Raw genomic sequence first — 14,826 nt, 5'->3', positions numbered from 1 at the left:
AATGGATTTTTTTAAAGCAACCCGAATTAAAATTGGCACCATGCTATTAAAATCGGGTCTAAAAAAGCGAAAAAGAGAAGTGGCAGCTGTGGGCCTGAATAAGGTAGCAACACTGGGAATAATATTTGACGCTTCAAAGGAAGATAATCAAAAACAAATAAAGGAGTTTATTAAATCCTGGCCGATAGGAGACCTTCAATTTTCTGCTATAGGTTTTATTCCGGATCACAAGATAGAAAACAATTATATCAGTGATAAAACATGGTCTTTTTTTTCGGAAAAGGATTGTGACTTTTTTATGCAGCCAAAAACTGAGTCCATCCAACAATTTTGTAATAATAAGTTGGATTTATTGTTGGTGCTGGACACCCATTATCATTTTCCGATAGAATGGATCAGTTCCATGTCCATGGCTAAATTTAAGGCTGGAAAATCAGGTGATTATGATGCATCGTTGGATTTTATGATTGATTTACAGGAAGACTCGCTGGAAAAGTTACTAAAAGAATTGAAACACTATTTGGGACAATTGAATAGTTGACAGGTGAAGATTTAAAATTTGGTATAAAGTTTGATTTATGGCAAATATCGTCTAACACAATTAACACAAATAAACAGACCTATGAAATCTTTATTACTAACAACAGCTTTGATATTGGCATTGGCCTTTCAAAGTTGTAACACCCGCAAAATTGAAAGGATTGGAACCGAAGAAACCATTGATTTAAGCGGTCGATGGAATGATTCAGATTCCCGCATGACGCAGAAGCCATGGTAGAACAAATTTTGGGCAGTGCCTGGCTCGATAATCACGTAAGAGCTACCGGAGAACGCCCTGTCGTCATTGTAGGTCTGGTTTATAACAAATCACATGAGCACATCAGCGCCGAAACTTTTATTAAAGACGTTGAACGTGCCTTTATTAACAGTGGCCGCGTCAGGTTGGTGCAAGCAGGTGATAAGCGTGAGGAGTTGCGCAGGGAGCGTGCTTCCCAACAAGATTTTGCATCTGTGGAGACCGCCAAAGCCTGGGGATTGGAACTGGGTGCAGACTACATGCTCAATGGTGACATTAATTCCATTGTGGACACTTACCAACGTGAAAAAGTGACTTACTATCAGGTTAATCTCGAATTGACTGATATTGAGAGCAGTGAAGTCGTATGGATTGGAGAAAAGAAAATTCGAAAATACATCCGTAATTAATTGAAAAAAAGACAAAATAGCCTTTGGTTGCCATTAATATCCATTCTTTGGGTTTTAATGGCAACCGGGTGCGCTACCTTTTACCAGCGTACAATGGTAGTGCAGGAAAATATTGCGAGCGGAAATTTTGAACAGGCCAACAAGGAGCTGGAAAAGGATAAAAAGTGGGCAGAAAACAACCATCGGGTGCTCTATTTCATGAACAGGGGAATGGTGCTTTTTATGATGGGAGAACATGAACAAAGCAATCATTATTTCAATCTGGCTGATTATTACACCGAAGATTTTCAGAAAAACATTGGTTCTGAAGCTTTGGCACTGATTTCAAATCCTATGGTGCGGCCCTACCGACCCGAAGATTTTGAAGCCATAATGATTCATTACTACAAGGCACTGAACTTTATTGTCCTGAAAGATTATGAAAGTGCCCTGGTTGAGTGCAGGCGTGTGAACATCCGGCTTCAACAATTCAATGAAAAATATAAAGAACATAAGAACAAATACGCACGGGATGCTTTTGCGCACAACCTGATGGGGATTGTCTATCAAGCGGCAGGTGATGATAACAATGCCTTTATTGCCTACCGAAATGCCTTGGAAATATATGAAAATGATTACCGTGAGCTTTTCAATGTGGCGCCGCCTCAGCAGTTAAAAGAAGATTTATTGATGAGTGCCCGACGGATCGGTTTCCATGATGAAGTCCGGTTCTATGAAGAAAAATTTGGTCTTTCCGTGTCTGATATCCAACAAGAGGATGGCGATCTGGTTTATATCTGGATGAACGGTCTGGGTCCGGTAAAAGCAGAATGGAGTCTAAATTTAACCAACATGGGCACAAGCAATGGCACCCTGCTTTTTGGTAGTGATGAGCTAGGTACCTCCTTCCCTGTATCCTTGGGAAATCAATCACAAGGACAACAAGCGCAATTCAAAAATTTATCTGTAATCCGGGTGGCATTTCCTAAATACATCGAACGCCCGCCCATGTATCAAAGCGCGGTACTGAAGGCCAATCAAAAAAGCTATTCTTTGGAATTGGCTCAAAACATTAATAAAATAGCTTTTCAATCGCTCAAGGACCGTATGTTACGCGAAATAGGCAGTAATCTGCTTCGCTTAGCCACCAAACAGGCCATGGAACAGTTAAGCCGCCATGAAAACAAAAACTTAGGAGCGGTTGTCAGCATTGTAAATGCGATGACAGAAAAGGCCGACACCCGTAATTGGCAGTCATTGCCCTACGCTTTGCACTATACACGTATTCCGCTCTCTGCGGGCGACCACAACTTAATCCTTGAGCAACAACGGATAGGCGGTGGTTTGAGTACCGACAGCGTAAATGTCACCATCCAGCCGGGTGAAACAACCTTTCAGATTTACCATCAATTGGAAACAAGGTAAAAGGTCAATCCATTATCAGGTGATCAATCTTTTCAAGTCGGGATAAGAGCAATTCCATCTTGCTTTGTCTAATAGAGAGAGTCATGGCACATGTTAGATCAAAATTTTGACAGATGATATCGGGCGCCTCTTCTTTAATTACCCTCATAACATCGTTCATCGCTTTGTAAGGAAACTTAAAATCTATCTGACCATCTAACGTTTTTTCAACAATAGCTGCCTGATTAATGGCATCAGCAGCAGCCGTTTTATACGCGTGAATTAACCCACTGGTTCCTAGTTTAGTGCCCCCAAAATAACGCACTACCACGATTAAAATATGGGTTAGTTCAAATGAACGAATTTGGCCGTGAATCGGTTTTCCTGCCGTACCTGAAGGTTCACCGTCGTCATTGGCACGATGATTTGTCCCATCCAAACCTATCTGCCAGGCATAACAATGATGGCGGGCATCGTAATATTCAGTTTTGAGTTCTGTAATATAATTCTTAATTTCTTCCTCAGATTGAACGGGCCATGCGAAGGCCAAGAACTTGCTTCCTTTCTCTTTATATAATCCCTGCGCAGGGCCATCAATCGTTTTATAGACATCATCCAACAACATAATAAGTTCATTTTTTGGGAGCAAATACAAATTTACCAAAAAAAATGAGTTGATTGCAGGAAGCTTCGGAAGCGTTTGGTTAGTTTCATATCCGGGCAAAAATTTCCGGATAACTGTTGAGCGCTTTTTGCAGATAGTGCTCCCTTTGTTTTTCATCCGCAAGGGTGATTTGCGGATAGAAGTGGTGTCCGATGATTTGCATACCACAGAAGCCAAATACCTCCTGCCCCTGGATGGTTCTAAAAGCTTCAATGAGCCCCTTATCATCGTACTCTTCAACCGTATTCCCCATTGTCGTGTGCAAAATCACCCGCTTGTCGGTCAGGAGGCCGGTTGCTCCGCCCCTACCATATTTAAAAGCAAAACCATTGGTCAATACGCGGTCAATATATCCCTTCAGAACGGCCGGAAAGCTGGCCCACCAAAGTGGATAAACGACCGAAATCAGATCTGCTTCCTGCATCAACTTCTGTTCAGCCTCAATGTCTGCTGGCACCGTGCCCGACTTTAATGCCTCCAGGTCAGCAGGGGACAATACAACGCTGAAATCCTTTTCATAAAGGTTGCGCCATATCACTTTCCAACCCAACAGTTCATATTGCTGCCTCAGTGCTTTTGCCAAATAGTTGCTGAAACTTTTATCAGAGGGGTGCGCGGAAATAATCAAATGTGTCATAATAGTAAAATATTAACATATCTAAATTCTGAAAAGAAAACGTATCACCAGCTTATTTTGTTTCCTTAATTATCATTAAAAGGCGTGGATCCTTATCGGGTTTCAATAAAAAACGATTTAGATCCGAGTTCCCAACGCTTCTGCTCTGTCTTTTCGACTTCTATTTAGTATCTTTGAGAGTTTAAAAACTAAGCAAACAGTAAAGAATGGAACAACTCATTGCAGTTTTCACATCCAAACGAAATATCGGCCTCACAGCAATTCCCTATTTTGCAACATTCAATGAAAATCAGCCGATAACGCTTCATGAACATGCCACCCCTGAGCATATTAGAGCTGAACCTGAACGTTTTTCAGATCAGCAAAAGGAGATGATTTTGCTTTTGACCAAGATTAGCGAACACAATTTGCACCGACGCTATGGAAAAAAAGAATCTTTAAAAACATTTATGGACCAATTGCAGGTTCATCCCCATTTTGAAAAGGAAATCTTACCCTTTATTGACCGGACCATCTATTCGGCGATTTATTTGCTGGGGCAGAGTGGTTTAAAAGCCTATTACAAGGACGGAACATTCAGTAATGTTTACCAGTCGGATCGCCTCATTATACGAGAAACACCAGCTCAGCCGGTTTTTGATTTCACGCTCACCAGTGAAGGCCTCGAGTATTCCCTGAAAGTCAGGCAAGCACTGGAGGATAATAAACCCGACAAAGAATTTGCACTCCTGGGAAGAGACGTTGAATTTATAAGCCGGGAAACGGCCGTTTTAAAAATTCACCATAACATCTACTATTTTAAGAATATTGACAGTAATAAATTCAAGCCTTTCCTGGACAAATCGACCATACATGTTCCCATGCGTCAGGTAGATATTTATATGGAAGGATTTGTCAGTAAATGTATCAGAAACTTCGATGTAACCGGTAAAGGTTTTGAAGTCATTGAAAAAAAGGAACAGCCTTTGCCCCATTTAGCACTCATTAAAGACCTCAAACATTTGCCGGTTCTGGGCTTGCACTTTAAATATGGGAATCGTATTTTTTTGGCCGACAGGCTGGCACCGGTTTATGTGGAGTATGTCAAGAGCGAACAAGGTTATGCCTTTCATAAAATAGTACGTGATTTTGATTTTGAATTGAGCATCATTAACCGGCTGAACGAATTGGGGTTGGTAAAAACCGGGGACGCCCTCTTCCAGCCGGAAGCTTGTACTTCAAAAAAGACAGCAACGCAAATGTTGGCCTTCATGGCCGATTGGATAAATTTGAACAAGGAGCAACTTAACAAGGAAGGATTTTCCATAGAAACGAACTTTGATAACCGAAATATCTTTGTCGGCAAAGCAACACTTAAAGTTGACAGCAGTGAAGACAATGACTGGTTTGAAATCAAAGTCAGGGTGCAAATAGGAGAATTTAATCTCCCCTTTTTCAAATTCAGAAAAAATTTGATTGAGGAAAATCCCGAGTTTGAGCTACCCAATGGTCAAACCTTCATGATTCCTCCGGAATGGTTCACCCGTTTTAGTGAATTATTTGATTATGCCAAGGTGGATAAGAACTCGATCCGTTTGCCCCGCTCTCATTTCCAAATAATGGAGCGGGTGAAATATGGTGTGGGCCAAATTGATAAAAAAACGGACGTACCAAAAATAGTATTCCCGCAAGTGGAGATTCCTGAAGGCATCCAGGCCAAGTTAAGGCCTTATCAAACAGAAGGATATGCCTGGCTAAACTTTTTGATGGAAAATGGATATGGAGGTATTTTGGCCGACGATATGGGCTTGGGTAAAACCCTTCAAACCATTACTTTGCTACAGAAAATATACGACAATATTGAGCGTCAAACCATCGACCCTCAGGAGGCATTGATGACGCCTGAAGAGACTGCAGAAGAGCGGGCGCAACAATTATCCTTATTTGGAGCCCCGGCTGTTAAAACCTTTAATAAAACGGGCATTCCAGCCTCCCTTATTGTTATGCCCACATCCTTGGTCCACAATTGGCAGGATGAACTGAGTAAGTTTTCGCCTGGCATGCGTATTTATAACTACACCGGTACCAACAGGTTGCGATCGAAGGATATCGGGAAAATTTTTCAGCACTACCACATTGTATTAACCTCCTATGGGGTACTCAGGAATGACATTGAATTAATGGCCAATTATACCTTTCATTATTTCATCCTGGACGAAAGTCAATACGTTAAAAACCCAACTTCAAAGGTTTATGAGGCGGTCAAACAGATCCAGTCGAAACACCGTTTAACGTTGACGGGTACGCCCATAGAGAATTCTTTGGTCGATTTATGGGCCCAGATGAACCTTGTCAACAAAGGTCTTTTAGGATCGCTGGCCTTTTTTAAACGCCATTTTGTTCAACCCATCACCCGTCACAAAGCTGAAGATAAGGAGGTTAAATTGCAGAAACTGATACAACCTTTTTTATTGAGACGTACCAAAGAAAAAGTCGCCAAAGACTTGCCCCCCATTATGGAACAGGTTCTGTATTGCGACATGACGCCGGAACAGGAAAAATTTTACGAACGTGAAAAATCAGGTATTCGTAACAGCATTTATCAGGTTTTTGAGCATAAAACCCCTGAGCAATCGGCCATTATGGCCTTACAGGCCTTGACCCGTTTGCGACAAATTGCGAATCACCCGGTAATGGTTGATGAAAGCTACCAAGGCTCGTCGGGGAAATTTGAACAAATTGTGGACAAGTTGGAAAGCATTGTGGCAGAAGGCCACAATGTGTTGGTTTTTTCTTCCTTTGTCAAAGACTTGGAATTGCTCCAAAAAGAATTACAAATCAAAAAGTTGTCCTTCACAAAACTCATTGGTTCAACGCGCGAACGCGATAAGGTTATTCAGGAATTCAACGATAAGGCATCCATATTTCTTATATCCTTAAAAGCGGGTGGAGTGGGCCTCAACCTCACTAAGGCTGATTATGTATTCATGTTAAATCCCTGGTGGAATCCTGCGGCTGAATCACAGGCCATTAACCGCGCCCATCGAATTGGACAGACCAGGAATGTATTTGTATACCGCTTTTTATCTTCGGGCACCATTGAAGACAAGATTGCCCGGTTACAGCAAAAAAAATCTCAGTTAGCCGATGTGTTTGTCAATAACAACAACCCCCTGACCGACCTTAGTCAGGAAGAGATACTGGAACTTTTTAGCTAAGATGGCTTGTGTTTTTGGCTTAATTATTGATAATTCATCCTATAAAAACAGGTCGTTAGATTATTAGGTCATTAGGTAATAGGGAGGAGCAAGTCCTTAATTATAAGTTAATTACACACACAGCCGGATCATAACTGCTTGTAAATTAAGTGAATAAAAAAGTTTAACGAACTATTGCTAATAAAAACAGACATTATGAGAAAACTACTATTTATTGCAGCCACTCTGTTGATGAGCTGGCCATTGATGGCGCAGGAAGAAGAAAACAATGCTGAAGTTATCGTGGAATCCAGACAGCTGGCGCCATTTGAAAACCTGAAAGTTTCTCGTGGCATCAATGTGACTTTGGTAGAAGGGGACGCTCCTAAAGCAGAAATACATATCAAAAATGCCCCCATTGACGATGTGTTATTGGAACAGTCGAACAAGGACCTCACCATTCGGATGCGTGCCCGCATTTACAAAGATGTGCCATAAATGTCTATTTGTATTACCAGAATATCAACGAAATTTCAGTAAGCAGCGGCGCAAGTGTCTATTCGGAAGATCTGTTGGAAACTGATTTTCTCAAACTGGAAACCGGAACCGATGCTTCTATTCAATTAGAAATTGAAGTCAACAAGCTAGAGGCATCTGCCTCCGCTTCCCGGATAGATGTCATGGGTAGTGCTCAAAATATGGAAATAAACGCCACTACAGGCGGGCGCTTTCTGGGTGCCAATCTGCAGGGTAAGGTGACCAATATAAGGGCCAATACCGGCGCCAGTGCGCAAGTCTGGGTAACGGATGAGCTGAATGCACGGGCAGGATCCGGTGCCAGCATCGAATACACCGGGAATCCGGCCAAAGTCGACGTGCACACCAGCCTGGGCGGCAAGGTAAATAAGATCGAGTAAAAAAGACTTTCAGGCAGTTTGGAATAAGCACCCAGTCTGCCACAAACGCTGATACAAACAGCCTCTCCGGTCACTAATGTCCGGAGAGGCTGTTTCTAGTTTTTTGACACTGATATGTCCTACTTCTGTCGGGCCGCCTTCAAAGTATTTAACAGCAGGGATACGATCGTCATAGGTCCGACCCCACCAGGCACAGGCGTAATAAAACTACATTTGGGAGATACGTTGAGAAAATCCACATCCCCTTTCAGGCGCCATCCGCTTTTAGTTTCGGTAGATGGTACGCGGGTGGTTCCCACATCAATGACCACAGCACCTTCCTTGACCATATCTGCCTTTAAGAACTCGGGAATACCGAGGGCCGCCACAAGGATGTCGGCTTGCAGACAAATTTCTTTCAAATTGGCTGTGCGACTATGACATACGGTAACCGTAGCATCGCCCGGATGGCCTTTTAATGAGAGCAAGATACTCATGGGGCGGCCTACGATATTGCTACGACCAATGATTACAGCATGTTTACCTTTGGTTTCAATATTGTAGCGCTTTAACAGTTCCATGATACCTTGCGGAGTGGCGGAAACAAAAGCATCGGCACCGGTAATCATGCGTCCCAGGTTTTGAGGATGAAAACCGTCCACATCTTTTTTAGGGTCAATGGCCTCTGTGACCTTTTCTTCTGAAATATGTTTGGGTAGCGGTAATTGAACAATAAAGCCATCCACATCCGCATCTTCATTCAGTTTCTTAACGGCACTCAGCAATTCCTCTTCGGTGACATCGTTACCAAAGCGGATGAGTGAAGAAGCAAATCCCACTTCCTCGCACGATTTGATTTTAGCAGCCACGTATGTTTCACTGCCCCCATCATTGCCAACCAGAACTGCAGCCAGGTGTGGCTGCTTCATGCCGGCTGAAATCATTTGTTTAACCTCTTCGGCAATTTCCAGCTTAACTGCCTGAGATGTTTTTTTTCCGTCAATCAGTTGCATAACAGTATTTTGTTTATTGGTTCAGATCTACACACCATAAAGCTAATAAAAAAGGCAGAAGCTTTAAATGCTACTGCCTTTTTTGATAATTGAGTTTTTAACGCCGTCCCATGGGCATATTGGCCATGAGCTTGGAGAGGTTCTTGCCCTGCCCCATCATTTTCATGACCTTGCGTGTATCTTCAAATTGTTTAATCAATCGGTTCACTTCCTGAATAGAAGTACCGCTTCCGGCAGCTATCCGCTTGCGTCGACTGCCATTGAGTAATTCCGGCGTTTCTCTTTCAGCGGGTGTCATTGAAAAGATAATGGCTTCCACTTCTTTAAAAGCGTCATCATCAAAATCCATATCCTTAATGGCTTTACCCATGCCCGGAATCATGCCGGCCAAATCTTTCAGGCTACCCATCTTTTTTATCTGCTGAATCTGGCTCAGAAAATCATTGAAACTAAATTGGTTTTTAGCAATTTTTTTCTGCAGTTTGCGGGCTTCTCCCTCATCGAACTGTTCTTGTGCACGCTCAACCAGCGACACGATATCACCCATTCCTAAAATACGATCGGCCATCCTGCTGGGGTGAAACACATCCAGCGCATCCATCTTTTCGCCGGTACCGACAAATTTAATGGGTTTGTTGACCACACTGCGAATAGACAGCGCTGCCCCACCGCGGGTATCACCATCCAACTTGGTCAGCACCACACCATCAAAATCCAGACGATCATTGAACTCCTTAGCGGTATTGACGGCATCTTGTCCGGTCATGGAATCCACCACAAACAAAATCTCATGTGGCTTAACCGCATTTTTGATGGCCGAAATTTCGTTCATCATCTCTGCATCCACGGCCAATCGACCGGCCGTATCAATGATGACCAAATCAAATCCTTTTTGTTTGGCCTCCTTAATGGCATCTTTGGCAATCTGAACCGGGTCTTTGCTGCCTTCCTGGGTAAAAACCGGGACACTAATCTGTTCGCCCAGCACCTGCAGCTGGTTGATGGCGGCGGGACGGTATACGTCACCGGCCACCAATAAAGGATTCTTGGATCGCTTGGTCTTCAGAAAACTGGCCAACTTTCCTGTGAAAGTCGTCTTACCGGAACCTTGCAGACCAGCAATTAAAATAATGGCCGGTTCACCTTTGAGGTTGATATCGGTAGAAGCGCCACCCATGAGTTTGGTCAACTCATCGTGAACAATCTTCACCATCATCTGCTCCGGCTTTACGGCCGAAAGCACATCCTGTCCCAAAGCCTCTTCCTTTACCTTTTCAGTAAAAGTTTTAGCCGTTTTGAAGTTAACGTCGGCATCCAACAGAGCCCGACGAATATCTTTGAGCGTTTCTGCTACATTTATTTCAGTGATTTTACCCTGCCCTTTCAGCAGTTTAAACGATCGTTCAAGCTTTTCCGAGAGATTATCAAACATCTTATTGGCTCCATTTTAATTTGCCGCAAAAATAGCAAAAAAATGTGGAGAAAAGGCGATTTAAGGCAGAAATTACGTACCATAAACCACCTTTTCCATGGCCCAATTCACCTTGGCGGCGGAATGTGCACTGCTGACGCAGGGTTTATGATGCAAGAGTTCCTGAACCACCTGTTTAATCATATTATATTGAATGTTTTCGGGATTCATATACGGAAACTCCAGTTCTCCCTTTTCATTGTAGAGCATGACCGGTTCATGACCAAAACCTGAAAAAACAATTTTTCCTTTGGTACCAATAATTTCCATCACATCCTCCCGGGCAGATGGATCGGTCACAAAGCTCCAAGTGCCAGTGCCAGTCAGTCCATTTTTAAATTGAAAGACAGCTGTTACCGTATCTTCAGCCGGATAGATTTTGCCACCATTGGTGGCAAAACCATGGATGTCTGTAAGGTCTCCAAACACAAAACTGAGAAAGTCCAGCTGATGCGAAGCCAAATCGTAAAAAATGCCTCCTCCGGCCACTTTCGGATCCACACGCCAAATGGGAGCTTCTCCATCCATTTCCTGCGGCAATGGGGGGCGTGTCAGTCGAATGTTGGCCATAAGAGGGGTACCGACATGCCCTTCCTCCACCAGCTCTTTGACTTTGAGGAAGCCGGGCAGACTTCTTCGGTAGTAGGCCACAAAAAGAGGGACACCCGTTTCATCTGACACCCGTATCATCTCCTGACATTGGGCATAGGTAGCTGCCATGGGTTTCTCAACATATACCGCTTTACCCGCTCTCATGGCCTTTATGGCATATTCAGCATGGGTTGAAGGGGGTGTAGCCACGTATATGGCATTAATGCTTCATCTGCTATAAGCAGGTCGGCATCATCATACCATTTAGGTACCTTGTGACGGGCAGCGTAATCTGCTGCCAATTGACCATTTCTACGCATGACGGCCATTAACCGGGACCCATCTACTTTATTAAAAGCCGGTCCACTTTTCTTTTCTGTAACATCACCACAACCTATGATCCCCCAATTAACTTTTTTCATTATTTTTAAATTTGATACTTTGTTTTCAATTTTTGAGTCAGGAAATACATCCCTTGACCTGTCTAATTTTAAATCCATTAAGGGTGTTTCCCATCATTAAAAACACATGGACAGTTTAAAAGTTTCTCAATATTGTAACAAGTAAAAGAATTTTTTGCCAAATTACACGCACAAGCTGGAATCATTTATTATTTTCCTTCCAACTGAGATTATTTTTTAGAAATTGAAAATACTTTATGGTGATATCGAGACTGAAACAACTGTTTAACCTTCAAAGATCCCGTTCGATTTCCTATGATACGGATGAATACTACGATATTATCGGTGATATTCATGGTTATAATGCTGAGTTAAACAGTCTGCTAAGCCTTATGGGGTATACGATTGAAAACGGGACATGGAAACATTCTGAGCGAAAAGCGGTGTTTGTAGGTGATTTTGTCAGTCGCGGCCCCGATACCCGGGCTGTGATGAAAACGGTTCGAAGTATGGTAGATAATGGAAGTGGCTATGCCGTGCTGGGCAACCATGAATTAAATGTGATTGGCTATTTTTCATTGGATAAGCGAGGCCAACCCTACTACCAGCCTCCCCCATCCAACAAAATACAAATGGAACGTATTCGCGCACAGTTTGCAGATAGTGAAGGCGAATTGGACGATTATGTGAATTGGCTGAAAGAGTTACCTTTTTATTTAAACTTTGGCCCCATAAGGGTGGTACATGCTTATTGGAGTGAAAAGCATATTCAGTTAATCAATCAGACCCTTACCCGCGGACGGTTGACGAAGAAATTAATCAAGGAAATTGTTAAAGGGAAAAGCGAATTTGCTCATGCTGTGCGACAAACGACCCGGGGTATCGAGCTTAATTTGCCAAAGGATTTAATTATCAAGGATGCGAAGAACATTCGTCGGACCAACTTCCGGATTCTGTGGTGGGAATCTCCGCATGGTCAGACTTTTCGCCATTTAAGCTACGGCAATCGCTTTGTCCTGCCAGATTACACGGTTCCCGAACAGATTTTGTTTCCTTTTGAAGTATATGGACCCGATCAACCCCTTGTGTTTTTTGGCCATTATTGCATTGGATCAGCACCCCTGGCGCCCGCACCCAATGTCTGTTGCATGGATGGTTGCGTAGCCGGAAATGGCCGTTTGGTGGCCTACCGCTGGAGTGGCGAGGACATCATTAATGAAAGTCACTTTGTTTCGGTGGAACCCGCCTAAGATTATCACGAATGACTAACATCCGTCATTTAATCTAAGGGTTCTAACAGGTATTTTTAGGCACCCATTCAAAAGCTTCTGAAGGTCGACATGCACTGAGTGTGATTTGTTCCCAGAAAAAAAAGCTCTTCAGACCGTGTCAGGGTATATTTAAATGACTATGTGACGAAGGATGGTTGTCCATAGAGCAACTGGATGATAAGCTTAAACCTGAAAATAGGATTGTGCCTGGAAAATAAAACGATTATATTTGCAAGTATATAACTATTTACAATTGTATCAATTACCCGGACTCACCACCTGAAAAATAAAAACGCAATTTGATGATGACAAAGAAAAAATGGACGGTCCTGACCTTACTGGTGGCAGGACTATTTGGAGGATTACAAAGCAGTATGGCTTGTACCAATGTTTTGGTGACCAGAGGCGCCTCTGCCGATGGTTCTACATTTATTACTTACGCGGCTGATTCACATGATTTATATGGGGAGTTGTATTATTGGCCGGGACAGGAATTTCCGGAGGGAACCATGCTGAATATCAAAGAATGGGACACCGGTAAAAATCTGGGACAAATTCCGCAAATAGATCGTACGCATACCGTTATCGGCAATATGAACGAACACCAGGTGACCATTGCTGAGACCACCTTTGGGGGGCGTCCTGAATTACGGGATTCAACCGGCATTATGGATTATGGCAGCCTGATTTACGTGGCCCTTCAACGTTCTAAAACGGCTCGGGAGGCCATTAAAGTAATGACCCAACTGGTCGAAGATCATGGCTACTACAGTTCCGGAGAGTCCTTTTCCATTGCCGATCCCAACGAAGTCTGGATAATGGAGATGATAGGCAAAGGTCCCAACAACAAAGGTGCTGTTTGGGTGGCAGTGAAGGTGCCCGACGGCTATGTTTCTGCGCATGCCAATCAGGCTCGCATTACCACCTTTGATTTAAACGACAAAGAAAATGTGCTCTATTCGAATGATGTGGTTTCTTTTGCCAGGGAAAGCGGCTTTTTTGACGGAAAAAACAAAGATTTCAGTTTTGCCGACACCTATGCACCCCTGGATTTTGGAGCGATTCGTTTTTGCGAGGCCCGCGTATGGAGTGCCTTCCGGTTGATGAATCCGGAAATGGACAAGTACGTTTCATTTATAGAAGGTGAATCTGATGAAAGAATGCCTTTGTTCATCAAACCCGATAAAAAAGTAAGCGTCAGGGATGTTCAAAACATCATGCGTGATTACTATGAAGGAACCCCGCTTTCAATGACCCAGGACCCTGGTGCCGGACCTTACGGAAAACCATATCGTTTCAGACCTCTGACATGGGAAGTGGATGGCGTGGAGTATTTTAATGAGCGGGCCATTGCGACCCAACAAACCGCCTTTTCTTTTGTCGCCCAAATGCGCAACTGGATGCCCGATCCCATTGGCGGCATTCTTTGGTTTGGCGTGGATGATGCCAACATGACGGTTTACCTCCCGATGTATATGGGCATGAATGACATCCCCGAAAACTTTGCCCAAGGCAATGGCCACATGCTTGAATTCTCTTGGAATTCAGCTTTTTGGGTGTTCAACTGGGTCGCCAACCAGGCGTATTACCGATACAGTTATATGATTGAGGATATTCGTAAGGTTCAAACAGAACTCGAAGACAGATATGAGGCTTATACACCGGCCATCGATCAGGCGGCTCTGACTTTGTACGAGGAAGATCCTGAAATGGCGAAAGTTTTCCTGACCGATTATGTGCACAACCAATCACGCATAGCGGTAGAAAGATGGAAAAAACTGGGGGAGTTTCTGATGGTGAAATATCTGGATGGTAACCTTCACGAGGAAGAGGATGGCATCTTCCTGCGCAATGAGCATGGCAACCCCAAGCCCGCCCAATTCCCGGGTTATGATGAAGGCTATTACAAGCGCATTGTGGATGAAACAGGCGACAAACTTAAAATGATTGAGATACCTAAAAAATAATTCTTTTTGTAGGACACCTAAAACGGGAAAAGCGTCTATCATCGTTTTTCCCGTTTTTAATTCCATAAGGAGATCTTAAAAAAAGGCTTCCACGGTGGAAGATATCTGTTTGGCGGCACTTTTGTCTATTTTTGTTTAAGTATATTTGAA

At 43.2% G+C, this 14,826-nt stretch carries 15 protein-coding genes; 9 read left to right on the top strand and 6 right to left on the bottom strand.

Annotated features, from left to right (window positions below; genetic code table 11):
• Window position 1 precedes the first annotated feature (1 nt).
• From JCM15548_RS03570 to JCM15548_RS03560, 4 genes are all read left to right on the top strand, one after another.
• The gene (locus tag JCM15548_RS03570) at window positions 2-541 is read left to right on the top strand and encodes a DUF6913 domain-containing protein (RefSeq protein WP_062122474.1); all 540 of its coding nucleotides are present in this window, start codon (window positions 2-4) and stop codon (window positions 539-541) included.
• Window positions 542-622: 81 nt separating this feature from the next.
• The gene (locus tag JCM15548_RS22840) at window positions 623-778 is read left to right on the top strand and encodes a hypothetical protein (protein ID WP_227625412.1); all 156 of its coding nucleotides are present in this window, start codon (window positions 623-625) and stop codon (window positions 776-778) included.
• Window positions 772-1,206: a penicillin-binding protein activator LpoB gene (locus tag JCM15548_RS03565; RefSeq protein ID WP_227625411.1), complete on the top strand. Its 435-nt coding sequence runs from the start codon at window positions 772-774 to the stop codon at window positions 1,204-1,206. Before JCM15548_RS22840 ends, JCM15548_RS03565 begins: the two co-directional genes overlap by 7 nt.
• Before the next feature lie 93 nt (window positions 1,207-1,299).
• Window positions 1,300-2,610 carry a COG3014 family protein gene (locus JCM15548_RS03560; RefSeq protein ID WP_227625410.1) on the top strand — a complete coding sequence of 437 codons (1,311 nt, stop codon included), beginning with the start codon at window positions 1,300-1,302 and terminating at the stop codon, window positions 2,608-2,610.
• A 4-nt stretch (window positions 2,611-2,614) separates the two neighbouring features.
• Here JCM15548_RS03560 and JCM15548_RS03555 read toward each other — a convergent pair whose 3' ends face one another.
• Both JCM15548_RS03555 and JCM15548_RS03550 read right to left on the bottom strand, forming a co-directional pair.
• The gene (locus tag JCM15548_RS03555; protein WP_227625409.1) at window positions 2,615-3,370 is read right to left on the bottom strand and encodes an IMPACT family protein; all 756 of its coding nucleotides are present in this window, start codon (window positions 3,368-3,370) and stop codon (window positions 2,615-2,617) included.
• Entirely contained in the window at window positions 3,300-3,890 is a 591-nt protein-coding gene (locus tag JCM15548_RS03550) for an NAD(P)H-dependent oxidoreductase (RefSeq protein ID WP_062122473.1), read from the bottom strand. The genes JCM15548_RS03555 and JCM15548_RS03550 overlap by 71 nt, the downstream gene beginning before the upstream one ends.
• A 206-nt stretch (window positions 3,891-4,096) precedes the next feature.
• On the opposite strand from JCM15548_RS03550, the gene JCM15548_RS03545 reads away from it, so the two are divergent.
• From JCM15548_RS03545 to JCM15548_RS03535, 3 genes are all read left to right on the top strand, one after another.
• Window positions 4,097-7,087, top strand: a complete 2,991-nt coding sequence (locus JCM15548_RS03545; protein ID WP_062122472.1) for a DEAD/DEAH box helicase — start codon at window positions 4,097-4,099, stop codon at window positions 7,085-7,087.
• 195 nt (window positions 7,088-7,282) lie between these two features.
• Window positions 7,283-7,564: a head GIN domain-containing protein gene (locus JCM15548_RS03540; RefSeq protein WP_062122471.1), complete on the top strand. Its 282-nt coding sequence runs from the start codon at window positions 7,283-7,285 to the stop codon at window positions 7,562-7,564.
• Between the two features lie 8 nt (window positions 7,565-7,572).
• A complete protein-coding gene (locus JCM15548_RS03535) occupies window positions 7,573-7,983 on the top strand; it encodes a GIN domain-containing protein (RefSeq protein WP_062122470.1) in 411 nt (136 codons plus the stop codon).
• Window positions 7,984-8,102: 119 nt separating this feature from the next.
• On the opposite strand, the gene JCM15548_RS03530 is transcribed toward JCM15548_RS03535, so the two are convergent.
• The 4 genes from JCM15548_RS03530 to JCM15548_RS22835 form a co-directional block, all read right to left on the bottom strand.
• The gene (locus JCM15548_RS03530) at window positions 8,103-8,975 is read right to left on the bottom strand and encodes a bifunctional 5,10-methylenetetrahydrofolate dehydrogenase/5,10-methenyltetrahydrofolate cyclohydrolase (RefSeq protein ID WP_062122469.1); all 873 of its coding nucleotides are present in this window, start codon (window positions 8,973-8,975) and stop codon (window positions 8,103-8,105) included.
• A 97-nt stretch (window positions 8,976-9,072) separates the two neighbouring features.
• Window positions 9,073-10,407, bottom strand: coding sequence for a signal recognition particle protein (gene ffh / locus JCM15548_RS03525; protein WP_062122468.1), 1,335 nt, complete (start codon window positions 10,405-10,407; stop codon window positions 9,073-9,075).
• A gap of 72 nt (window positions 10,408-10,479) precedes the next feature.
• The gene (locus tag JCM15548_RS03520) at window positions 10,480-11,247 is read right to left on the bottom strand and encodes a Gfo/Idh/MocA family protein (protein ID WP_227625408.1); all 768 of its coding nucleotides are present in this window, start codon (window positions 11,245-11,247) and stop codon (window positions 10,480-10,482) included.
• Window positions 11,208-11,459 (bottom strand): Gfo/Idh/MocA family oxidoreductase, encoded by a 252-nt coding sequence (locus JCM15548_RS22835; RefSeq protein WP_227625407.1) that lies wholly within the window; start codon window positions 11,457-11,459, stop codon window positions 11,208-11,210. Before JCM15548_RS22835 ends, JCM15548_RS03520 begins: the two co-directional genes overlap by 40 nt.
• Before the next feature lie 236 nt (window positions 11,460-11,695).
• Here JCM15548_RS22835 and JCM15548_RS03515 point away from each other — a divergent pair, with 236 nt between their 5' ends.
• Window positions 11,696-12,688 (top strand): metallophosphoesterase, encoded by a 993-nt coding sequence (locus JCM15548_RS03515; RefSeq protein WP_062122467.1) that lies wholly within the window; start codon window positions 11,696-11,698, stop codon window positions 12,686-12,688.
• A 323-nt stretch (window positions 12,689-13,011) separates the two neighbouring features.
• On the top strand, window positions 13,012-14,676 hold the full coding sequence (locus JCM15548_RS03510) for a dipeptidase (protein ID WP_227625406.1): 1,665 nt from the start codon (window positions 13,012-13,014) through the stop codon (window positions 14,674-14,676).
• Window positions 14,677-14,826: the final 150 nt, after the last annotated feature.

The sequence above is a fragment of the Geofilum rubicundum JCM 15548 genome (assembly GCF_000974365.1).
In the GTDB taxonomy this organism is placed as follows: Bacteria; Bacteroidota; Bacteroidia; order Bacteroidales; family Marinilabiliaceae; genus Geofilum; species Geofilum rubicundum.
This window is presented reverse-complemented; position numbering and strand designations above follow the sequence as displayed.

Coding starts and splice junctions, on each gene's coding strand:
- JCM15548_RS03550 (WP_062122473.1), bottom strand. CDS start 3,890: ATGACACATTTGATTATTTCCGCGCACCCCTCTGATAAAAGTTTCAGC.
- JCM15548_RS03540 (WP_062122471.1), top strand. CDS start 7,283: ATGAGAAAACTACTATTTATTGCAGCCACTCTGTTGATGAGCTGGCCA.
- JCM15548_RS03515 (WP_062122467.1), top strand. CDS start 11,696: ATGGTGATATCGAGACTGAAACAACTGTTTAACCTTCAAAGATCCCGT.
- JCM15548_RS03570 (WP_062122474.1), top strand. CDS start 2: ATGGATTTTTTTAAAGCAACCCGAATTAAAATTGGCACCATGCTATTA.
- JCM15548_RS03565 (WP_227625411.1), top strand. CDS start 772: ATGGTAGAACAAATTTTGGGCAGTGCCTGGCTCGATAATCACGTAAGA.
- JCM15548_RS03560 (WP_227625410.1), top strand. CDS start 1,300: ATGGTAGTGCAGGAAAATATTGCGAGCGGAAATTTTGAACAGGCCAAC.
- JCM15548_RS03530 (WP_062122469.1), bottom strand. CDS start 8,975: ATGCAACTGATTGACGGAAAAAAAACATCTCAGGCAGTTAAGCTGGAA.
- JCM15548_RS03555 (WP_227625409.1), bottom strand. CDS start 3,370: ATGAAAAACAAAGGGAGCACTATCTGCAAAAAGCGCTCAACAGTTATC.
- JCM15548_RS03510 (WP_227625406.1), top strand. CDS start 13,012: ATGATGACAAAGAAAAAATGGACGGTCCTGACCTTACTGGTGGCAGGA.
- JCM15548_RS03545 (WP_062122472.1), top strand. CDS start 4,097: ATGGAACAACTCATTGCAGTTTTCACATCCAAACGAAATATCGGCCTC.
- ffh (WP_062122468.1), bottom strand. CDS start 10,407: ATGTTTGATAATCTCTCGGAAAAGCTTGAACGATCGTTTAAACTGCTG.
- JCM15548_RS22840 (WP_227625412.1), top strand. CDS start 623: ATGAAATCTTTATTACTAACAACAGCTTTGATATTGGCATTGGCCTTT.
- JCM15548_RS22835 (WP_227625407.1), bottom strand. CDS start 11,459: ATGAAAAAAGTTAATTGGGGGATCATAGGTTGTGGTGATGTTACAGAA.